The organism is Streptomyces sp. NPDC127177, from assembly GCF_042672475.1.
In the GTDB taxonomy this organism is placed as follows: Bacteria; Actinomycetota; Actinomycetes; order Streptomycetales; family Streptomycetaceae; genus Streptomyces.
The window spans coordinates 101,808-121,542 of the sequence record NZ_JBHXUW010000009.1; the positions used below are offsets into that span (position 1 = coordinate 101,808).

Sequence of the window (19,735 nt, forward strand, 5' to 3'; positions counted from 1 at the left end):
CCTCGGGACGCTCCTTGAGACGTTCCTTCACATCTTCACCGCCCCGTTGACGAGAGCCTGTTGCATACGCTTCTGCAGCACCGTGTACACCACCCAGACCGGGACCAGCGTCAGCACGGTGCCTGCGGTCAGAATGCCGTAGTCGGTACCGGTCAGGGACTTGAGGGTGGGCAGGGCGACCTGCACGGTGCGCTGCTCCGGGTCGGGGCCGATGATGACGAGCGAGTACAGGTACTCGTTCCAGAACGTCAGGAAGTTCAGCAGCAGGATCGTCGCGATCCCCGGCATGCACATCGGTGTGTAGATGTGCCGCAGCACGGCGAAGGTGGACGCGCCGTCCAGCCGCGCGGCCTCCTCCATCTCGTGCGGGATGGTCCGCATGAACTGCACGAGGATCACGACGGAGAGCGGCATCGCCGTGGCCGGCAGGAACAGCACCATGAACGCCCTGGTGTGGAACAGCCCGGTCGCCGCGGCCAGCAGGAAGGTCGGGAACAGCGCGGCGAACGTCGGGACCAGGAAGCCCAGCGAGAAGACCCGCTCCACGAAGGCACCGAGACGTCCCTCGGTTCGGGCGATGGCGAAGGCCGCCGGAATCGCGAGCGCCAGGGTGAGCGCCAGCGCCAGCACCGTGACGAGCACGGAGTTGACGATGGCCGGACCCAGGTCGGCCGAGGAGAACGCCTCTGTGAAGTTGTGCAGCGAGAACGAGGTCGGCAGGGAGAAGGGGCTCCCGAAGATCTGGTCGTTCGACTTGAACGCCGAGACCAGCAGGTAGTAGAGGGGGACCACCAGCAGCGCCGCGTACAGCCACGCCAGGACGTGGGCCGCCAGCCAGGACCTTCCGAACTTCATGGAACCGCTCCGATCAGTAGTTCTGGCGGAAGACGCGACGGATGGTCAGCAGCCCTGCCAGGCCGGCCAGGAACAGGACCACGCCGACGGTCTGGCTGTATCCCAGGTCGGCCGCGATGAACGCCTTCTGGTAGACGAGGAAGGACAGGGTCGTCGATGAGCTCCCTGGACCGCCCTGGGTGAGCAGCAGGACGTTCTGCGCGGAGCCGAACAGGGTCCACAGGAACTGAAGCATCGTCACTACACCGACGAAGTCACGGATGACGGGGAAGTGGATGCGCCACATCGCGCGCCAGTGCCCGGCGCCGTCGAGCTGTGCGGCCTCACCGATCTCGCCCGGCACGCTGCCCAGCCGGGCGGCGAACAGCACGGCGGTGAAACCGATGCCGCTCCACACGTCGAGGAGGATCAGGCAGTACAGGGCGGTGGAGGGCGAGGCCAGCCAGGCGTCGGTGAGCGAGCCCAGCCCGATCTTGTCCAGGGCGCCGTTGAGCAGTCCGTCCGGTGAGAGGACGGCGTAGAACACCATCGCCTTGGCCGGGGTGGAGATCAGCCCGGGGATGAACAGCAGGTACCGCAGGACGCGGTGGCCCGGCGGCTGCTGTGCGACGTAGTACCCCAGCATGTAAGCGCACACGATCATCACCGGCAGTGCGATGACGAGCTGGATGGCCGTGTTGCCGGCCGACTCCCAGAAGACCGGGTCGTCGAAGACGGTACGGACGTTGCCGAGACCGGCGAAGGAGACCGGCTGGAGCATGCCGGGCCAGTGCAGCGCGGCGATGACGAAGATGGCGACCAGCGGGCCGACCATGAAGACGAGGTACCAGACCAGGGCCGGTACGGCGAGGACGACCCCGCCCTGCTTGCGGGGCGAGGCAGCGGGAGGCGGCGACGGAGGGGCAGGCCGGCGGACCGACGCGCCGCCCGGGGCGGACGAGAGCAACGTCATTCGGGACTCGCAGAGGGCTCGGGCGCGCGGATCAGGCCGTGCGGTAGGCGGATTCGAGGGCGGAGCGCACGGCGGCCGCGCTCGTTCCCCGGGTGAAGGCGGTGCTGGTCGCCGTGATCAGCGGCTGGGTGGCCGTCGGCGGGACGTACAGATCGGGCAGGAGTACCTGGCCGACCCGGTCGCCGAGCTGCTGGGCCTTGGCCACCAGCGGGAACCGTTTGCTGACGGTGTCCGTCACCAGGGCCATGTCCCGCCCGCTCTCGGTGATGAAGCGCGAGACCACCTCGGGCCGGTACATGAAGCGCAGGAACTTCTCGACCGAGGACAGCTTCTTGACGCCGTTGGGGCTGATCCAGAAGCCGATGAGGGTGTACGAGCGCAGGATCGTCGGCTTGCTGTGCGAGGCGCCGGGGGCCAGCGGCCAGCCGCCGACCTCGGTGTGCGCGGCGGGCTCGGGGGAGACCTTCGCCAGCGCCGAGGACATCGCGGACTGGATGGCCGCCGCCTCGGTGTTGTACTGCGTGGTCATCGTGTCGGACGTCAGCCCCTGTGCCTTGTCGGCGAAGACTCCGGCGTCCCGCAGCTGGACGAAGTACTCGATGCCTTCGCGGGCGCCCCTGCTGCCGCTGAAGTCGCCGCTCGTGTAGACCTTCCGGGCCTCGTCGGGGGTGAGGAAGGTCTGGATGATCTGGGCCAGCAGCTTCTGTCCCGTCCAGTCGTTCCCGCCGACGGTGACCGGCGCGATGCCCTTGGCCCGCAGCCTGCGGGCGGCACCGATGAGCTGGTCGCCGGTGGTGGGGACGGCGCCGACACCGGCCCGGTCCAGCAGAGCGGTGTTGTAGGCGACGGGCCAGTTGGTGGCGAAGTAGGGGAAGGCGCGCAGTCTGCCCTTGGAGTCGGTCCACTCCTCCAGGGCCTGGGGCAGGACGCGTTCGCGCAGCCCCCAGTCGTCGAGGTACCCCTTGACGTCCACGGTGGCACCGACGTCGGTCCAGGCGAGCGTCTTGTCGTAGAGGTTGACCATGACCACGTCCGGCTCCTTGCGGGCCAGCCGGGAGGTTTCGTACACCTGGGGAAGGTCGTCGCCGTTGACGAGGTTCTTGACCCGGAGCCCCGGGTTCTCCTCGTGGAACTCCTTCACGACGGCCTTGTAGGTGGGAGAGCCCGGCGCGGTGGTGCCGAGCTGGGTGTGCACGAGCAGGGTGCCGGGGTCGGAATCGGCCGAGGCGAGCGTGGAACAGCCGGACAGGGCGGGGACTGCGGCAGCGGCGGCGACGCCGGAACCCGCAGCGAGGAAACCGCGCCGACTCAGGGATGAGCGCACAGCGGGATGTCTCCAACCAGGACGTTAACCATGTGGTTAATCGATGTACCAGTGGGCTGCGAGAAACCTAGGGGCACTTCCCGGAATGGTCAACCCTTGGTTGCGCATGCTGAAGACACGGACAAATCGGCCGAGTTCCTTCGGCGTCCTACCGCGGAAGTCGGCTCTCCCCCCACGACGGCCTGCGCATCCTCGCCTCCTGGGCTGCCGACCGGCACCGCACCGCCTCATCGCAATGACCTCATCGCGATGACCTGAGTCCACTCACAGCCTGTTCCAAGGGGATGGGCGCGCATACCCCCCTTGCCGGCCGATGAGGGCGTGGGCCGGCCAGGCACTCCACACGTCGGAACATCTCGCTGTACGAGCACCGGTAACCGGCGGGCGCGCGCGGTGACGGTGCGCCCGGCCGATCCGGCGACAGAGGTGCAGGGTGCGGACCGGCAGGCTCGGAAGCGTCGCGAGCCGGCCGATGGTCAGGCCATCCGCCCGGTGCCGGCGAGCTGTAGCGTCATGACCATGAACCCTCCGACCGGCACCCCCACCGATCAGGCACCGGCCGATCCGGCCGCCACCGACGACATGCTGGCCTCCCAGCCCATCGGCTACTGGAGCGGTCTCGCCCATGCGTCGGTCACCCGGCATCTGCGTGACGCCATGGCAAGGATCGACGTCACGCAGCCGCAGTACTGGGTGTTGAACCGTGTGGACGGCGGGGCCGGGGAGTCGACCCGCGAGGAGGTCATCGCCCAGTTGACCCCTCTCGCGGACGGGCCGCACGAGATCGCGAGGGTCGTTGACCAGCTGATCCACCGCGGATGGCTCAGGGCCGGCCACGGGCAGCGGCTGCACCTGTCCGCGGCGGGGGAGGCGGCCAGGGTGCGGCTGCGCGAGCTGGTGACCGGGCTGCGTGCCGTGGTCCACGAGGGAATCAGTGATGAGGAGTACGTGGCCGCACTGAAGGTCATGCGGAGGATGGTGGCCAACGTCGAAGGAGACGAGGGGCCTTGGCGTGCCGGCCCTTCTCGCTCCAGCGCGGTGTGACGCGCCACGAGATACCGGGCGGACGTCGCGGCGGCAGTGGCGAGAAGGAACTTGTCCATGTCGGGCCTCCTGGGGTGGGAACCGGTCCACCGGCCTTCAGCACGCGGCCAGTTGCTCGGCGGTCGGGTGCTCGTGGAGCAGCCGGGAGGGTTCCGCCGTCGGGCTGAAGCCCTCGCCCGGGATCAGGGTGCGCCGCACGCTTCGTCAGCCCTCAGTGAGCCCGGCCCCCGTGCTGCGCACCGCCTCGGCGGTGGGCCGGTCAGGTGCTGCTCCATTCGGCTCTGAGAGGTGAGGCGGTCGAGTGGCGGGTCACCCGGGTGCCACTTAGCGTCACCTGTGCCGAGAGGCATAGCTCGCTTGTGCGGACAAAAGGTCCGCGGCTGCCTTTCGAGGATCCGGAGATTGATCATGCGCGTGATACGTGTCGCCTCTGCCGCCCTGCTCGGCGTCGCCGCCCTCGGCCTCACCGCCCCCGCGGCCCTGGCCGACGACGGGAACCACAACATCACGTCGTTCGGCTTCACCGTCTCCCCGTCGACGGTCGCGCCCGGCGGCACCGTGACCCTCAACGCCACCGGCTGCGAGGTCCCGTCGGTGACCGTCTCCTCCGGTGTCTTCGACACCGTCACCCTGGCGGAGGGGCACTCGGCCACCGCGCGGGTCGACGCGGACGCCAAGCCGGGCGCCGAGTACGACGTGACCTTCGACTGCAAGGGCGAGAAGGGCACCACGCCGCTGACCATCAGTAGTAACGGCTCGGGCCGCGGTGACCGCACGGGGCCGGTGAAGCCCGACAACGGTGTGCGCGCCGGCGCAGGCGGCAGCCTCTCCGGCATGAGCCCGGGGGAGATCGGAGCGGGTTCCGCCCTCGTGGCCGGTGTGCTCGGATTCGGCGCCCACAAGCTGCGCCGCCGCTCCGGCGGCAACGTCTGACCGGCTCCGCCCCGACGGGTCCGGCCCCCGAGGCGGGCCGGACCCGGCAGTCACCGGATCGCGAGGTGGAGGAGCCGTGCACAGAGCCGTGTGGCACGAGTGGATCGAACCCGCCGAACCCCCTGAACCTGCCGGAACCGCACGTCGGGAGCGGCGCGGCGCAGGCACCGGGCGCCGCGGCCCGCGCTGGAGCACCCTCGCGGTCGCCCTGCTGATCGGGGTTTCGCTGATCAGGCACGGCGTGGGGAATTCGGCCGGCCCGCCCCAGCCCGCCTCGGCCGTGGGTGACCCGTCCGGCTCCGCGGGGGCCGGTGCCTGGCCCAAGGGCCCGCCTCCCGCCCCCCTGTCCCGCTCGCTGCCCGAACGGATCACGATCCCCTCGATCGGTGTCGACGCCCCGGTGGGAAGGGTCGGGCTCGGTGCGGACGGCTGGATCGGCGTACCGCCGCTGACGGATGCCAACCTGGCCGCCTGGTACGACGGTTCCGTCACCCCGGGCGAACCCGGCACCTCCGTGGTCGTCGGTCACGTCGACAACGAGGCGGGTCCCGCCGTCTTCTACGGTGTCGGCGCACTGGACAAGGGGCGCCGCATCGAGATCCACCGTGCCGACGGCCGCACCGCTGTCTTCTCCGTCTACGCCGTGGAGGTCGTCAGCAAGGCCGACTTCCCCGCCGAGCGCGTCTACGCGGACGCCGCCGAACCGGAGTTGCGGGTGCTCACCTGTGGTGGCGGCTTCTCCCGGAAGGCCGGCTACGACGGCAACGTCGTCGCGTACGCCCGGCTCACCTCGGTCGGCTGACGGGGCGGCCGCCCGGAGTCAGGCCGTGGCCCGCATGTGCAGCTGTGCCCACTGGTCGAACGTGGTGAGCGGAATGCCGAGAGCGCGTGCGTACTCCGGTCGTGCGGGCTGACCGACCACGTTGAGCCGCTCGTGCGAGGCGCCCATCCCCGGCATCCCGGCGGCGGTCGCCTGCTGTTCGGTCATCACGGGTGCGGTGAGCGGGATGCCCAGCGCGCGCGAGAGGGTCGCGGCGATGTCCGTCATGGACAGGTAGTCGCTCGCCAGCTCCAGCTCGATCCCGTGGAACCGCTCCGGTTCGGTGAAGGCCGCCGCGGCGGTCGCACCGATGTCGTCCACCGCGACGACGGAGAGCAGCGTCGTGGGCTTCACGACGCTCACCAGGCCGCCCTCGACGCCGCGCGGGAACAGGAAGGCCATGGATGGGAGGAAGTTCTCCATGAAGAAGCCCGGCTTGATGAGCGTCCAGTGCGTGAAGCCCGCTTCACGCACCCGGTCCTGGATCCCCGCCTTGGTGGCGTAGTAGGGCTCCATCGTGGCCCAGCGGCCCTCGGCCCAGCCGGGCGCCTCGGTGTGCTGCCCGGCGCCGGAGACGGAGGTGTGCACGAACTGCGGTACGCCGGCGGCCAGTGAGCCCTCGATCAGATTGACCGCCTGGTCCAACTCCCCGTCGAAGCCCCGGCCGGTCATGTCGGGCATCTGCACCGAGAAGACGGCGCGGGCCCCCTCGGCGGCCCGCGTCACCGAGTCGCGGTCCAGGAGGTCGCCCGTGACGAGCTCGGCGCCGAGCTTCTCGACGGCCCTGGCCCGCTCGGTGGCAGGGTCGCGGACCAGTGCCCGGACGGGGACGCCCGCCGCGAGCAGGGCGCGTGCCGTGGCGCCGCCCTGGCGGCCGGTGGAGCCGGTGACGAGTACCGGCGCGGATGTGGGATCCGTGGACATGATGCTCCTCGAATGGTGCGCAGAGACTAAACGGCGGGCCCCGCCGTTTCTGGTTCGGTACGATACGGAGGGCCCCGCCACTTAGCAAGCGAACATCCGCGAGGCCGCCCGAACACAGGAGGAGAAGCCATGCCCGGCCAGCGTGCGGACGCCCGGCGCAACTACACGCGCATCCTCGACGTCGCCGAGGAGGAGGTCGCCGTGCACGGCGCCGACGCCTCCCTGGAACGGATCGCCCGCATCGCTGGAGTCGGATCGGCCACGGTGCGCAGGCACTTCCCGAGCCGGCGCGCGCTGCTGGAGGCGGTCTTCCACGAACGGATCGAGGCCTTGGGCGCCCTGGCGGCCGACCTCGCCGGGGCGGCGGATGCCCGCGAGGCGCTGCTGGAGTGGCTGACCGCCTTCACCGGGTACGCCGCGTCCGCGCGGGGGCTGGCCGCCGCGCTGGCACTCGACAGTGCGGACGGCCCCGACGAGGCCCATGTGAACGCCTGCTCCGCGAAGCTCAGCGACGCGTGTGACCCGCTGCTGGCCCGCGCCGCCCGGGACGGTGTGGTGACACCCGGTGTGACCTCCGCCGATCTGCTCACCCTGATCGCCGGTATCGCCCTGGCGACGGAGCACCACGCGGCCCCCGCCGCCGAGGCGGACCGGCTGCTCGCTCTGGCCATGACGGGAGTCTGCCCTCCGCGGTGAGGCGCGGGGCGAGGGCCGGCAGGGTGCCTACAGCGCCACGGTCGTGACCTCGGTCGCCTTGACGCTGGTCCACACCGGCACCCCGTCGGCGAGGCCGAGCTCGGCCGCGGCCTGCGGGGTGATCTCGGCGACGAGGTCAGGTGCCTGCGGCGAGGTGATGAGGACGCGCAGCCGGCTGCCGCTGGTGGTGATCTCCCTGACGGTGCCGGCCCAGATGTTGCGCGGGCTGCCACCGGGCTCCGCGCGGTGCACGGAGACGGCTTCGGGCGCGATGACCGCGAGCGCCGGGGTGCCCGCCGGCAGCGGATCCGCGATGACCAGGACGCCGCCGCCCCGGAGTTCGAGCCCGTCGGCGGTCGCGGTGCCCGGCCAGGCGTTGCGGCCGAGCATGCGGGCGACCCAGGGGGAGTGGGGGTGCCGGGTGACCTCTCCGGGCGGGGCGTCCTGGAGGACGCGGCCGTCCTCCAGGACGAGGACCCGGTCGGCGAGGGACACGGCCTCAACCGGGTCGTGGGTGACGATCAGGCAGACACCGCCGAAACCGGCGAGGTGCGTGCGCAGGGTGTGCCGGACATGCGCCCGGGTGGTCTGGTCGAGTGCGGCGAGCGGCTCGTCGAGCAGCAGCAGCCTGGGGCGGGTGGCGAGCGCCCTGGCCAGTGCGATGCGCTGCGCCTGGCCACCGGAGACCTGGGACGGCCTACGGGCGCTGAGGTGCCCCACGCCGAGACGGTCCAGCCACTGCCGGGCCCTGCGGCGGGCCTCGGCGCGCGGGACGCCCTGGGCGCGCAGCCCGTAAGCGGTGTTCGCGAGCGCGCTGAGATGGGGGAACAGCGCACCGTCCTGGGGGACCCAGGCGACGCCGCGACGGTGCGTGGGCAGCGCGCTGACGTCCAGTTCCCCGAGCCGCAGCGCGGCGTGGGCGCGCGGGGTGAGTCCGAGCAGGGCGCGCAGCAGGGTCGTCTTGCCCGCGCCGTTGGGGCCGACGACGGCGATGGTGGTGCCGGCACCGGCGTCGAGCGTCAGCTCGTTGAAGCCGGTGACCTCGGCGTGCAACGGCCAGCTCTCCCCGGCACCGGCGGCGTCCTCCTTGACCGGCGGAGCCGTTCCGGTGCCCTCCGGAATACCTGAGGACGGCTCGTCCACCCCGGCGCGCGGCCCGGCCGGCGCGGCGCCCGGGCCGCCGGTCCAGCGCCCGCGCAGGCCGATCAGGACGAGCATGGCGATCGCGAGCAGGAGCAGGGAGACCGAAGTGGCGGCCTCGGGGTTGTCCTGGAGGAGCAGATAGACCTGGAGGGGCAGGGTCTGGGTCGTACCGGGGAGGTTCCCGGCGAACGTGATGGTAGCGCCGAACTCGCCGAGCGCCCGCGCCCAGGTGAGTGCCGCTCCGGCGGCGAGACCCGGGGCGACCATGGGCAGGGTGACGGTGAAGAACACCCGTACCGGCGAGGCTCCGAGGGAGGACGCCGTCTCCTCGTAGCGCGGGCGCAGTCCGCCGAGCGCCCCTTCGAGGCTGATGACGAGGAACGGCATCGCGACGAACGTCGCCGCCAGGACGGCACCGGAGGTGTGGAAGGGCAGCGTGATGCCGAACGTGTCCTCCAGCCACGGCCCGAGCAGACCGCGGCGGCCGAACGCGAGGAGCAGGGCGACACCGCCCACCGTGGGCGGCAGCACCATCGGCAGGAGCACGAGCGAGCGGACGAACGTCTTGCCGGGGAAGTCGGTACGGGCCAGCAGCCAGGCCAGTGGCACACCGAGCACCAGCGAGAGCCCGAGCGCCCAGAAGGAGACGAGCAGCGACAGCTTCAGCGCCTGTGTCGTCCCGGGACTGGTCAGATGGGTGCCCAGATCACCCCATGAGGTGCGGGCGAGGATCCCGACCAGCGGCAGCAGCAGAAAGGCGATGGCCACGAGCGCGGGGATCGCCAGGGCGATCGGTGCGCGGGGGCCGGTCGTACGGCTGCGGAGGCGTCTCATCGAAATCCCTGGGGCTGGAGGTCCCTGAAGCTGGAAATGCCGTGCGGGCGGCCGGACCGAAGCCCGGCCGCCCGCACGGGGCGGTCACCGGTTACGGCTGCTGGAAGCCGGCGTCGGCGAGGATCTTCTGGGCCTCCGGGGTGGAGAGCCACTTCACGAACGCGTCCGCTGCCTCGCTGTTCTTCGTGGTCTTCAGAGTCGCGGCCGGGTACGAGGCGACGGCGTTCTGGGCATCGGGGATGTCGATGGCCTCGACCTTGTCGGTCGCCGTCGCGGCGTCCGTCTTGTAGACGAGACCGGCGTCCGCCTCACCGAGCTCGACCTTACTGAGCACGGCGCGCACGTTGGGCTCCTGCGACACCGGCTTCACAGTGATCTTCTGCGCGTCCAGGATCTGCTGACCGTAGCGGCCCACCGGCACCTCGGGGGCCGCCAGCACGACCTTCAGCTTGGTGTCGGCGAGGTCCTTGAGATTGTCGATCTTCTCGGGGTTGCCCTTGCCGGTGGCGATCACCAGGCGGTTCTTGGCGATGACGGTCGGCGTGCCGGTGTCGGACTTGAGACCGTCCATCGTCTTGGTGTCCGCCGTGACCAGGGCATCGGCGGGCGCGCCCTGCTTGACCTGGGCGGCGAGCTCCTGCGAACCGGCGAAGGAGAACTTCACCTCGGTGCCGGGGTGCTCCTTCTCGTACGCGGCGCCGGCCGTCTTGAAGACATCGGTCAGCGACGACGCGGCCAGCACCGTCAAATCGGCCTTCGGCACGTCGGAACCGGACGCGGACGCGGACGTCCCGGCGTCCGAGTCCTTCTTGTCGTTGTCGCTGCTACAGGCTGCCAGCGGGACGAGGAGAGCCGCCGTGAGGATCGCGGCTGCGGTGCGGCGTCTGGTGAAGGCGAGGGACATGAGGGTCGTGACTCCTTGGGAACGCGGTCGGCTGGTGCCGTCCGAGCGGATGGTGTGAGCCGCGCCGGGACGGGCGACGCCGCTTCTCTGTGGGGCTGTGGGGTCCGGGGTGCCGGATCAGGTGCGGTCGATGTGCACGCTGGTCGACTTGACGCGGGCGGTGGCCTGCATGCCGACCTCGAGGCCGAGTTCCTCGACCGCCTCCCGGGTCAGGAGGGAGACGAGCCGGTGCGGGCCGGCCTGGATCTCCACCTGGGCCGCGACATCGCCGAGCCGGACGGCGGTGACGATGCCCGGGAAGGCGTTGCGGGCCGAGGTGTAGGACGCGTCGTCCTCGGTGCCGCCCTGGGCCACCTCGACGGAGAACGCGGCCAGGTCCCGGCCGTCGATGAGGCGGCGGCCGCTCTCCTCGCGGTGGGTTGCGACCCGTCCGGCGTCCGCCCAGCGGCGCGCGGTGTCGGGGCTGACGCCGAGCAGGCGGGCGGCCTGTCCAATGGTGTAGGACTGCATGTGCCACAGAATAGGCGCTTTGGGTTTGCATTTACAATGTGTAATGCGATCCTCCATGGCAGATGCGTACCCGTTAGGAGGAACGTCCGAAAGGGTCGGCGCGCGGACACCGCGAGGCGGGCCCCGGTCGGTGGACCGCCGGCTCCGCTCCGCCGGTCGGACCGTTCCGGACCCGCGGCCCCTGCCGGTCTACGCCGGTTCGGCGCTCGCGGCGGGCCGTACGGAGACCGGCCACGCCCCGACCCATACATGCGTGATGGCGCTGATGTAGCGCGCCCCGCACCGGTCGGCGGGCACCACCAGCTGGCTTCCTGCCGTGTCCAGGTCATGGCCGTCCATCCGGGTGGCCAGGAGCACCGGCACATCGCCGAAATCGGCGTCGATCTCCGCCCAGGACAGCACCGTGTGGTGCCCGTCGCCTCCGGTGACCGCCACGAGGTAACGCGAGCGGTCCTTGCGCCTGCGGGCGTCGAACACCGGCTGGGCGTCGAGGACCACCTCCCGGAGCAGCGGCCCCTCGAAGCTGTGCCGCTGCGGGCCGTTGGTGGCGCAGTCGAAGACCACCTCCGCCCGCTGCTGCTCCCACCTGCCCCGGAGGTCCTCCACGGTCAGTGTCGCCGGCCGCTCGACGTCCCCGAGCAGGGCGAAGGGTGCGAGGAGCGGGGGAGGGGTGCGGGTTTGCGCGCTGAGTCGGCTCATGGGGATCCCCGGATCGGACGGCCCGCAGGGCGGCTGTCAGAAGGTATGCCCAGCGCCCGCTCCGTGGAATCGCTCCTACGGGGCAATGTCCGCCATCAGCCTGGCGTTTGTGAACCGATACCAAGGTTTTCCACCGTATCCCCGCCGTGTCGTCGGCCGTCGAGAAGCCCAGTGAAGCAACCGGGACGCCCCGCGCACGACTGGCGCACCACACGGAAAAATACGAGCCGCCGCACTGCGTTCTGGATGATCAACCAAGAGGTGTATGGATCACTTCACCTGGCATTTACGATGACCAGACTCGCAATCGCCTCGTGAATGTGAGATGTCGGGCCGGCGCCCGGCAGTCGCGCAAGGAGCCAGACCATGCACGTCGAACACCTCCTCCAGCTCGAATCCCTCGGACTCACCCTGCTGTGGGGCGAAGAGCCCCTGCCGGCCCGGGAGATCAGCGGGGTCACCGCCACCGACCTGGAGGACCCAGCCCGCTTTCTCCAGCAGGGCGAGGTCGTTCTCAGCGGCCTGGTGTGGTGGCACCCCGCCGACGGGCCCGAGAAGGCAGACCGGTTCGTCGCGGCGCTCCGGTCGGCCGGGGCCGTGGCCCTGCTCGCGGGCGAGGAGACGCACGGCACCGTGCCCGACGTTCTCGTCGAGGCCTGCCGGACCCGCGGCGTCACGCTCATCGCCGTCCCCGCCCGGACCAGCTTCCGCGCGATCACCGAGGCGGTCTACCTCCGACAGTGGGGCGACCTCAGCCGCAGGCCGACCCATCACTATGCGCTGCCCGAGAACGTGCGCAACGAGCTCAGCGCCCTGCTCGCGGCCGACGTGGACCCGGACACACTGCTCGACCGCGCCTTCGCCCACCTGGGGACCCCGGCCGCGTACCTCCTCAGCGCCACCGGGCGCACTCTCGCACGGACTCCATCGGCGCCGCCCCTGACCGCGCGACGGGGCGCCGAGTTCCTGCGCGGGCCCGCCGGGGCCACGCTGCGCGTCGAGTCGGACGGATCCCCCTACGACGTCTGGCACCTGTACGTCCCCGACACGGCCGGGGCACCGCCCCGCGTCCTGCACGAGATAGCCGACGTCCTCGCCCAGCACCGGCACCGCACCGCCCCCGCGGTGAACGCGGTACGCCGCAAGGGCGACGACCTCGTCGCGCTCGTCGGTGCCCCGCACGCCGACGGGACGTCACTGCGCATCGCCCTCCACGGCTGCGGGCTCGCGGACCGGGGCCCCTACCAGGTCATCACGGCGCGGCTCGCCCAGGAGGACGACGCGAGCGCCGCGGCGGACGCCCTGACCGAGGCCCTGCACCACGACCCGGACAGGCCGTTCGCCGTGGGCAGGCTCGCGGGTGGTGAGGCCGTGGCCGTCGTCCGGAGCGGACCGGACGGGAGCGAGGACCGGTTGCGCCACCTCTGGTCCGTGCTGGCCGACTGCCGTCCCGGCGCGGCACTCCACGGCGGTGCGGGAGCGGTGGCCGACGACCCCGAGGACCTGGGCGGCAGTCTCGTACAGGCGCGCTACGCCCTGACGGCGTCGCGCGCCACCGAACCCGTGGCGGGCCGGCTGACCTCGGTGAACGAACTCACCACCCTGCACGGGCTGCTCGCCGGTCTTCCGGAGGACGTGCGCGAGGTCTTCAGCGCCCGCACCCTGGGGCCGTTGGTCGACGGGGACGGCGCCTCCCAGCGGATGATGCTGCACACCCTTGAGGTCTTCCTCGCGCACAACTGCTCCTGGGCACGCGCCGCCGAGGCCCTCCACCTGCACGTCAACACGGTCCACTACCGTGTCCGGCGCATCGAGCAGCTCACCGGCCGCGACCTGTCGCGCCTCGACCACAAGCTCGATCTGCAGGCCGCCCTGATGTGCCGCTGACCGCACCGGCCGGGGCTCAGCCCCGGGCGCCCGGCCGGTCGATGTGCACGTTCGTCGACTTGACCCGTGCCGTTGCCATGACGCCTACCTCCAGGCCGAGTTCGTCGACGGACTCGCGGCTGATCAGCGACACCAGCCGGTGCGGTCCCGACTGGATCTCCACCTGTGCCACGACGTCGTCCGCCTTCACCGCGGTGATGATCCCCGCGAACGAGTTGCGGACCGACGTCAGGACCTCCCCGGGCACTGGATGCAGACCCGCGGCACGTTCCGTGGCGAAGCCCGCGAGGCTGGCTCCGTCGATCACCCGGTTCCCCGAACCGCCCCGGGCCATCACGAGGTGACCGCCGTCGGCCCAGCGGCGAACTGTCTCGGGACTCACGGCCAGCAGCTCAGCGGCCTGGCCAATGCTGTACGAAGGCACTCGCGCACTCTAGGGCCTTCGCAGGGGTCGTGCCGGGCCGAGGCCGGAACCGTCGGTTCAGGCCCGTCCGTCCTGCGCCGCGTCGCCCCCGGCCCGGCCCGCGCCGGAGGCCCCCGCCCGCAGCCCGTCCATCACGAGATCCAGCAACCGGGCGGCGCGCGGCTGCCAGTCGCTGTGCGGGTCGATCTGCCAGAGCCCGGCGATGGCGAGGATGAAGTCCTCGGCGCTCAGCCCCGGACGGATCGTGCCGGACCTCTCGTTGGCGTCCAGGAGGAGTGTGACCGCCCAGGTCAGCGGGCCGTGCCCCAGCTGGGAAAGACCGCCAGGCCTGCTGACCGTCGTGCGCAGCGCCTCGGCCAGCCCGGCCTTGGCCATGGCGAACTGTGCGAGCCGGTCCATCCACTCCCGCAGGGCCCGGTCGGGTTCACGGATCAGGAGCAACTGCCCGGCGCTGTCGGCGACCTGCTGCATCTCGTAGCGGTACACCTCCAGAACGAGGGCTTCGCGGTTGGGGAAGTTGCGGTAGAACGTCCCCTGCCCGACCCCGGCCTTCTTCGCGATCGCGCTCACCGGGGCGTCCGCCGCCCGCGTCAGCTCGGCCAGCGCGACCTCCAGGATACGCTCGCGATTGCGCTGGGCGTCCGGACGCAGAGGGGCGCTCTTCTCCTCCTGCACGGCTCCTCCTTCCGGGCTCACTGCCACGACAGGTCTTGATAAGCGGACAGCTGTCCACTAAGTTTGACCATCGGCGGACAGTTGTCCGCTTAGCCTCACCTTACCGGCAGATCCAGCCACTGTGGCCGACCGGTGCCCCGTCCTCATCTGCGTCATCACGCGCATCGCCTCCCTCCCTCCCGGGCCGTCCGCCGGGATCGTCACGTTCGACGCGCATCAGTAATGCGAAAGAAGGCTGATCATGGCCCCATCGACGTCCAGTGCCATCACCCTGAACATCAATGGCGAAAAGTACACGTTGCCGGTCGACCACCGCACGACCCTGCTCGACGCCCTGCGTGAGCGTCTCGATCTGACAGGTACCAAGAAGGGCTGCGACCAGGGCCAGTGCGGCGCCTGCACGGTGCTGCTCGACGGGCGCCGGGCCGTCGCCTGTCTGCAGCTCGCGGTCGCGGCCGAGGGGCGCGAGATCACCACCATCGAGGGAGTCGCCGACGGCGACCGGCTGCACCCGGTCCAGCAGGCGTTTCTCGACCTCGACGGCTACCAGTGCGGCTACTGCACACCGGGCCAGATCTGTTCGGCCCTCGCGGTGATCGAGGAACACGCCGCCGGCTGGCCGAGCGCAGTGACCGAGGACGTCCGGCCGGAGGCCGGGGTCCCCACCCTCACGGCCGAGGAGATCCGCGAGCGGATGAGCGGCAACCTGTGCCGGTGCGGCGCCTACGTATCGATCGTGCAGGCGGTCGCGCGGGCGGCGGAGTCCTCCGCGTCCGAGACCAAGGAGCCGGTGGCATGAGGGAATTCGGCTACGAGCGTGTCTTCGACGTCTCCGGAGCCCTCGCCCTGCTCGGCGCGGACCCGGAGGCCCGCTTCCTCGGCGGCGGCACCAACCTCGTCGACCTGATGAAGGCCGGCGTGGAGCGGCCCTCCCTGCTCGTCGATGTCCAGGAACTACCGCTGGACACCGTCGAGTTCACGGCCGAGGCCGGACTGCGCATCGGTGCGACCGTCACCAACAGCGATCTCGCCGCCCACGCCGAGGTCCGGCGTCACTATCCGGCGCTGGCCCAGGCGCTCCTGGCCGGCGCCTCCGGACAGCTGCGCAACATGGCCACGGTCGGCGGCAATCTGCTCCAGCGGACCCGCTGCGGCTACTTCGGCGACCTCGCCAAACCGTGCAACAAGCGAGTCCCCGGCAGCGGTTGCCCGGCCATCGCGGGAGAGCACCACAACCACGCCATCCTCGGCGCCTCCGAGCACTGCGTGGCGACCCACCCCTCGGACATGGCGGTCGCGCTCGCGGCCTTCGACGCCGTCATCCGGTACGAGACGGCCGACGGGCCGGGCACGTTGCCGATCACCGAGTTCTACCGCCCCGTGGGCGACACACCGCACATCGAGACGGCCCTGCCGCCAGGCGCCCTGATCACCGGCGTCACGCTGCCGCCGGCCGCGGTCGCCGCGAACTCCCGGTACCGGAAGGTGCGCGAGCGCGCCTCGTACGCCTTCGCGATCGGCTCGATCGCGGCCGCGATCGACGTCCGGGACGGTGTCGTGGCCGAGGTGCGTCTCGCCTTCGGGGCGGTCGCGTCCCGGCCGTGGCGGGCCCATGCGGCCGAACGGGCACTGACCGGCGGACCGGCGACCGCCGAGGCCTTCGCCGCCGCGGCGGACACCGAACTGGCAGCCGCCCGGACACTGCCCGAGAACGGATACAAGGTGACGTTGATGCGCAACCTCGTCGTGGCCGTGCTGACCGAACTCGCCGAGGAGGCCGCCCGATGACCACGACGACCGACAGCGCGGCGTTCACCGGGGCCATCGGCTCCGGCCGCACCCGGGTGGAGGGCCGCGACAAGGTCACCGGAGCGGCCCGCTACGCCGGCGAGATCCCCTTCGCGGAGCTCGCCCACGGCTGGCTGGTGCTCTCGACGGTGGCCCGCGGCCGGGTGCGCTCGGTCCAGGACACGCCCGTCCTGGCCATGCCCGGCGTCCTCACCGTGCTGCACCACCGGAACGCGCCGCGCGTCGACACCGAGTACGTCGGCATGCTGGGACGCCCCAACCCGGTCGTCGGGCTCTTCCAGCACGACCGGGTGCCCTTCGTCGGCTGGCCCGTGGCGCTGGTCGTGGCCGAGACGTCCGAGCAGGCCAGGGAGGCCGCCGAGGCTCTCGTCGTCCAGTACGACGACGAGCCGCACGACGTCGCCTTCTTCGCCGGGCACCCCGGCGCGTACACGCCGCAGCAGAGCGTGATGGCCGACGCCGAGACGTCGAAGGGGGATCTGGAGGCCGAGCTCGGAGCCGCCGCCTTCGTGGTGGACGAGGAGTACACCACCCCGGAGGAACACCACAGCTCGATGGAGCCGCACGCGGTGACCGCCCGCTGGGACGACGGGCGGCTCGACGTCCTCGACTCCAACCAGGGCAGCAGCTGGGTGGCCACCGAGATCGCGAAACTCTTCTCCCTCGATCCGGCCTCGGTACGGGTGCGGTCCGAGCATGTCGGGGGAGCCTTCGGGTCGAAGGGGCTCAGCCCCCACCAGGTGGCGGCCGTGATGGCCACGACCCTCCTGCACCGCCCGGTACGCGTCGTGCTGACCCGTCGTCAGATGTTCTCCCTCGTGGGGTACCGGAGCCCCACGGCCCAGCGGGTCAGGCTCGCCGCCGGGACCGACGGCCGGCTGCGCGCCTTCGACCACCGGGCGCAGAGCCTCACCTCGACCGTGCACGAGTTCGTCGAGACGAGTGCGGTGCTGGGGCGCGTCCTGTACGACGCCGACGCGCATCACACGCAGCACACACTGGTACGGCTCGATGTGCCGACCCCGACCTGGATGCGGGCACCGGGCGAAGCGCCGGGCTCCTTCGCCGTCGAATCGGCGTTCGACGAGCTGGCCGAGAAGTGCGGCGTGGACCCGATCGCTCTGCGCGCACGCAACGAACCCGCGACGGGCCCGGTGTCGGGCCTGCCGTTCAGCAGCCGCAACGTGCTCGCCTGCTTCGAGGAGGGCGCCCGCAGGTTCGGCTGGGCGGACCGCGACCCGCGTCCCGGACTGCGCCGCGAGGGGCGCTGGCTGATCGGCACCGGTACGGCCGCGGCCACCTACCCCTCGGGGGTCGGCCCCTCCACCGCGGCCGTGACCGCCGAGCAGGACGGTTCCTTCACCGTGCGGGTCAACGCGGCGGACATCGGAACCGGCGCCAGGACCGCGATGACCCTGGTCGCGGCCGACGCGCTGGAGGTGGACCCGGACCGCATCAGGATGCGGATCGGGGACAGCGACATCGGCCCGGCGATGATCGCCGGCGGCTCCACGGGCACCCGCTCGTGGGCCTGGGCGGTCAGGCTGGCAGCGGCTGACCTGCGCGAGCGGCTGGCCCTGGGCGGTGGCATCCCGGCCGAGGGGATCACCGCCCGGTCGAACACCGCAGAGGCCATCGGCGCCCTCCCGCAGCAGGAACGGCACTCCTTCGGCGCGCAGTTCGCCGAGGCCGCGGTGGATGTCACCACCGGCGAGGTGCGGGTGCGCAGGCTGCTGGGCATCTACGCCGCGGGCGTCATCGTCAACCCGCTCACCGCCCGCAGCCAGTTGATCGGCGGCATGACCTGGGGGCTGTCCATGGCCCTGCACGAGGAGGCGATCAGGGACCAGGCCTCCGGAGGCCACGTCGGCGCCGACTTCGCCGGTTACCACTTCGCCGCGCACGCCGACGTACCGGTCATCGAGGCGGACTGGGTGGATGACCACGTCCCCGACGACCCGGTCGGGATCAAGGGCATCGGTGAGATCGGCGTCGTGGGTGTGGCCGCCGCGATCGCCAACGCGGTGTGGCACGCGACCGGCGTGCGCCACCGTGAACTGCCGATCCGCCCCGACCGTGTCCTGCGCGCGGCAGAAGAGGCCCGACGGCGTGCGGAGGGGGAAGCCCCGCGTGCTTGATATCGCGGACGCGCTGGGCCGCTGGTTCGAGGAGGGCCGGGACTTCGCCGTCGCCACCGTCGTGGCCGTGGGCGGCAGCGCGCCGCGCGGCCCCGGCGCCGCGCTGGCCGTGGACAGCGAGGGCACCGTCATCGGCTCCGTCTCCGGCGGCTGCGTCGAGGGGGCGGTCTACGAGTTGTGCGTGCAGGCGCTCCGCGACGGGCGGACCGTGCGGGAACGTTTCGGATACAGCGACGAGGACGCCTTCGCCGTCGGGCTCACCTGCGGCGGCGTCATCGAGGTCCTGGTCGCACCGGTGCGTTCGGCCGCACCGGTCTTCCTGGCAGCGGTGTCGGCCGCGGACCGGGGCGAGTCCGCGGCGCTCGCCCGGATAGTCCGGGGGCCGGACGAACTGCTCGGAGGAGCACTGCTCGTGCACGCCGACGGCACCTGCGAGGGCGGCCTCGGCGGAACTCCGGAGCTGGACCGGACGGCAGCGGCCGAGGCCCGCGCGATCCTGGACACCGGCCGCACCGGCACCGTCGAGATCGCCGAGGACGGATCGGGCTGCCCCGGCGGTGTGCTGCTGTTCGTGGAGACGAGCGTGCCGCCGCCCCGGATGATCGTCTTCGGAGCGGTGGACTTCGCCACGGCGCTCGTGCGGGCGGGCAAGTTTCTCGGCTACCACGTGACCGTGTGCGACGCCCGCCCGGTCTTCGCCACCCGCGCCCGGTTCCCCGAGGCCGACGACCTGGTGGTCGACTGGCCGCACCGCTACCTCCGGGGAACGGCGACCGACGAGCGGACCGTGCTCTGCGTGCTCACCCACGACGCGAAGTTCGACGTCCCGCTCCTGGAGACCGCACTGCGGCTGCCCGCCGCGTACGTCGGCGCGATGGGCTCGCGGCGCACCCATGAGGACCGCGACCGGCGCCTGCGCGAAGCCGGGCTCACCGATGGTGAACTGGACCGGCTGCGCTCGCCGATCGGCCTCGACCTCGGTGCCCGTACGCCGGAGGAGACCGCGCTGTCCATCGCGGCGGAGATCGTCGCGGCACGCCGCGGCGGGACGGGCGCCCCACTGACCGGGTCGGGCACGCCCATCCACCACGACGCCGACGGACGGCAGGAGGGCGGAGCCCGCTCCTCGGCGGCGGCGTGACCGGGCCGGAGTGGCAGCTCTGG

Annotated in this window: 19 protein-coding genes; 9 read left to right on the top strand and 10 right to left on the bottom strand. The window is 71.6% G+C overall.

Annotated elements, in window-relative coordinates:
* Window positions 1-27: 27 nt before the first annotated feature.
* The 3 genes from ACFVJX_RS08835 to ACFVJX_RS08845 are packed head-to-tail and all read right to left on the bottom strand — an operon-like array spanning window position 28 to window position 3,131.
* Window positions 28-855, bottom strand: a complete 828-nt coding sequence (locus ACFVJX_RS08835) for a carbohydrate ABC transporter permease (RefSeq protein ID WP_384122091.1) — start codon at window positions 853-855, stop codon at window positions 28-30.
* A 13-nt stretch (window positions 856-868) separates the two neighbouring features.
* Window positions 869-1,807 (bottom strand): carbohydrate ABC transporter permease, encoded by a 939-nt coding sequence (locus tag ACFVJX_RS08840; protein WP_384122088.1) that lies wholly within the window; start codon window positions 1,805-1,807, stop codon window positions 869-871.
* Window positions 1,808-1,838: 31 nt separating this feature from the next.
* On the bottom strand, window positions 1,839-3,131 hold the full coding sequence (locus ACFVJX_RS08845; RefSeq protein WP_384122085.1) for an ABC transporter substrate-binding protein: 1,293 nt from the start codon (window positions 3,129-3,131) through the stop codon (window positions 1,839-1,841).
* 519 nt (window positions 3,132-3,650) lie between these two features.
* Between ACFVJX_RS08845 and ACFVJX_RS08850 the strand changes: the two genes are divergently transcribed.
* The 3 genes from ACFVJX_RS08850 (at window position 3,651) to ACFVJX_RS08860 (ending at window position 5,910) form a co-directional block, all read left to right on the top strand.
* Window positions 3,651-4,175 carry a MarR family winged helix-turn-helix transcriptional regulator gene (locus tag ACFVJX_RS08850; RefSeq protein ID WP_384122082.1) on the top strand — a complete coding sequence of 175 codons (525 nt, stop codon included), beginning with the start codon at window positions 3,651-3,653 and terminating at the stop codon, window positions 4,173-4,175.
* A 408-nt stretch (window positions 4,176-4,583) separates the two neighbouring features.
* A complete protein-coding gene (locus ACFVJX_RS08855) occupies window positions 4,584-5,108 on the top strand; it encodes a hypothetical protein (RefSeq protein ID WP_384122079.1) in 525 nt (174 codons plus the stop codon).
* Window positions 5,109-5,316: 208 nt separating this feature from the next.
* The gene (locus tag ACFVJX_RS08860; protein ID WP_384122602.1) at window positions 5,317-5,910 is read left to right on the top strand and encodes a class F sortase; all 594 of its coding nucleotides are present in this window, start codon (window positions 5,317-5,319) and stop codon (window positions 5,908-5,910) included.
* Between the two features lie 18 nt (window positions 5,911-5,928).
* Here the strand turns inward: ACFVJX_RS08860 and ACFVJX_RS08865 are convergent, their stop codons facing one another.
* Complete coding sequence (locus tag ACFVJX_RS08865; protein ID WP_384122076.1) at window positions 5,929-6,852, bottom strand: NmrA/HSCARG family protein; 924 nt, start codon at window positions 6,850-6,852, stop codon at window positions 5,929-5,931.
* 129 nt (window positions 6,853-6,981) lie between these two features.
* Between ACFVJX_RS08865 and ACFVJX_RS08870 the strand changes: the two genes are divergently transcribed.
* Window positions 6,982-7,548 (top strand): TetR/AcrR family transcriptional regulator, encoded by a 567-nt coding sequence (locus tag ACFVJX_RS08870; RefSeq protein ID WP_384122072.1) that lies wholly within the window; start codon window positions 6,982-6,984, stop codon window positions 7,546-7,548.
* A gap of 27 nt (window positions 7,549-7,575) precedes the next feature.
* Here the strand turns inward: ACFVJX_RS08870 and ACFVJX_RS08875 are convergent, their stop codons facing one another.
* The 4 genes from ACFVJX_RS08875 to ACFVJX_RS08890 all read right to left on the bottom strand — a co-directional run bounded on the left by ACFVJX_RS08875 (window position 7,576) and on the right by ACFVJX_RS08890 (window position 11,638).
* Complete coding sequence (locus ACFVJX_RS08875) at window positions 7,576-9,525, bottom strand: ABC transporter permease (RefSeq protein WP_384122069.1); 1,950 nt, start codon at window positions 9,523-9,525, stop codon at window positions 7,576-7,578.
* A 91-nt stretch (window positions 9,526-9,616) separates the two neighbouring features.
* Entirely contained in the window at window positions 9,617-10,429 is an 813-nt protein-coding gene (gene modA / locus ACFVJX_RS08880; RefSeq protein ID WP_384314418.1) for a molybdate ABC transporter substrate-binding protein, read from the bottom strand.
* A gap of 117 nt (window positions 10,430-10,546) precedes the next feature.
* A complete protein-coding gene (locus ACFVJX_RS08885; RefSeq protein WP_384122066.1) occupies window positions 10,547-10,939 on the bottom strand; it encodes a molybdopterin-binding protein in 393 nt (130 codons plus the stop codon).
* Window positions 10,940-11,128: 189 nt separating this feature from the next.
* Window positions 11,129-11,638, bottom strand: a complete 510-nt coding sequence (locus ACFVJX_RS08890) for a molybdopterin-dependent oxidoreductase (protein ID WP_384122063.1) — start codon at window positions 11,636-11,638, stop codon at window positions 11,129-11,131.
* Between the two features lie 366 nt (window positions 11,639-12,004).
* Here ACFVJX_RS08890 and ACFVJX_RS08895 point away from each other — a divergent pair, with 366 nt between their 5' ends.
* Window positions 12,005-13,525 carry a PucR family transcriptional regulator gene (locus ACFVJX_RS08895; RefSeq protein ID WP_384122061.1) on the top strand — a complete coding sequence of 507 codons (1,521 nt, stop codon included), beginning with the start codon at window positions 12,005-12,007 and terminating at the stop codon, window positions 13,523-13,525.
* Window positions 13,526-13,541: 16 nt separating this feature from the next.
* On the opposite strand, the gene ACFVJX_RS08900 is transcribed toward ACFVJX_RS08895, so the two are convergent.
* Together ACFVJX_RS08900 and ACFVJX_RS08905 are read right to left on the bottom strand one after the other, a co-directional pair.
* Window positions 13,542-13,949 (bottom strand): molybdopterin-binding protein, encoded by a 408-nt coding sequence (locus tag ACFVJX_RS08900; protein WP_384122058.1) that lies wholly within the window; start codon window positions 13,947-13,949, stop codon window positions 13,542-13,544.
* A gap of 57 nt (window positions 13,950-14,006) precedes the next feature.
* Window positions 14,007-14,624: a TetR/AcrR family transcriptional regulator gene (locus ACFVJX_RS08905; protein ID WP_384122055.1), complete on the bottom strand. Its 618-nt coding sequence runs from the start codon at window positions 14,622-14,624 to the stop codon at window positions 14,007-14,009.
* 241 nt (window positions 14,625-14,865) lie between these two features.
* Here ACFVJX_RS08905 and ACFVJX_RS08910 point away from each other — a divergent pair, with 241 nt between their 5' ends.
* The 4 genes from ACFVJX_RS08910 to ACFVJX_RS08925 are packed head-to-tail and all read left to right on the top strand — an operon-like array spanning window position 14,866 to window position 19,712.
* Window positions 14,866-15,423 carry a (2Fe-2S)-binding protein gene (locus ACFVJX_RS08910; protein ID WP_384122052.1) on the top strand — a complete coding sequence of 186 codons (558 nt, stop codon included), beginning with the start codon at window positions 14,866-14,868 and terminating at the stop codon, window positions 15,421-15,423.
* Window positions 15,420-16,412: an FAD binding domain-containing protein gene (locus ACFVJX_RS08915; protein ID WP_384122049.1), complete on the top strand. Its 993-nt coding sequence runs from the start codon at window positions 15,420-15,422 to the stop codon at window positions 16,410-16,412. The genes ACFVJX_RS08910 and ACFVJX_RS08915 overlap by 4 nt, the downstream gene beginning before the upstream one ends.
* On the top strand, window positions 16,409-18,571 hold the full coding sequence (locus ACFVJX_RS08920) for a xanthine dehydrogenase family protein molybdopterin-binding subunit (RefSeq protein WP_384122046.1): 2,163 nt from the start codon (window positions 16,409-16,411) through the stop codon (window positions 18,569-18,571). Before ACFVJX_RS08915 ends, ACFVJX_RS08920 begins: the two co-directional genes overlap by 4 nt.
* Entirely contained in the window at window positions 18,564-19,712 is a 1,149-nt protein-coding gene (locus ACFVJX_RS08925) for an XdhC family protein (RefSeq protein WP_384122043.1), read from the top strand. Before ACFVJX_RS08920 ends, ACFVJX_RS08925 begins: the two co-directional genes overlap by 8 nt.
* Window positions 19,713-19,735: the final 23 nt, after the last annotated feature.

Coding starts and splice junctions, on each gene's coding strand:
- ACFVJX_RS08835 (WP_384122091.1), bottom strand. CDS start 855: ATGAAGTTCGGAAGGTCCTGGCTGGCGGCCCACGTCCTGGCGTGGCTG.
- ACFVJX_RS08840 (WP_384122088.1), bottom strand. CDS start 1,807: ATGACGTTGCTCTCGTCCGCCCCGGGCGGCGCGTCGGTCCGCCGGCCT.
- ACFVJX_RS08850 (WP_384122082.1), top strand. CDS start 3,651: ATGAACCCTCCGACCGGCACCCCCACCGATCAGGCACCGGCCGATCCG.
- ACFVJX_RS08855 (WP_384122079.1), top strand. CDS start 4,584: ATGCGCGTGATACGTGTCGCCTCTGCCGCCCTGCTCGGCGTCGCCGCC.
- ACFVJX_RS08865 (WP_384122076.1), bottom strand. CDS start 6,852: ATGTCCACGGATCCCACATCCGCGCCGGTACTCGTCACCGGCTCCACC.
- ACFVJX_RS08870 (WP_384122072.1), top strand. CDS start 6,982: ATGCCCGGCCAGCGTGCGGACGCCCGGCGCAACTACACGCGCATCCTC.
- ACFVJX_RS08875 (WP_384122069.1), bottom strand. CDS start 9,525: ATGAGACGCCTCCGCAGCCGTACGACCGGCCCCCGCGCACCGATCGCC.
- modA (WP_384314418.1), bottom strand. CDS start 10,429: ATGTCCCTCGCCTTCACCAGACGCCGCACCGCAGCCGCGATCCTCACG.
- ACFVJX_RS08885 (WP_384122066.1), bottom strand. CDS start 10,939: ATGCAGTCCTACACCATTGGACAGGCCGCCCGCCTGCTCGGCGTCAGC.
- ACFVJX_RS08890 (WP_384122063.1), bottom strand. CDS start 11,638: ATGAGCCGACTCAGCGCGCAAACCCGCACCCCTCCCCCGCTCCTCGCA.
- ACFVJX_RS08895 (WP_384122061.1), top strand. CDS start 12,005: ATGCACGTCGAACACCTCCTCCAGCTCGAATCCCTCGGACTCACCCTG.
- ACFVJX_RS08910 (WP_384122052.1), top strand. CDS start 14,866: ATGGCCCCATCGACGTCCAGTGCCATCACCCTGAACATCAATGGCGAA.
- ACFVJX_RS08915 (WP_384122049.1), top strand. CDS start 15,420: ATGAGGGAATTCGGCTACGAGCGTGTCTTCGACGTCTCCGGAGCCCTC.
- ACFVJX_RS08920 (WP_384122046.1), top strand. CDS start 16,409: ATGACCACGACGACCGACAGCGCGGCGTTCACCGGGGCCATCGGCTCC.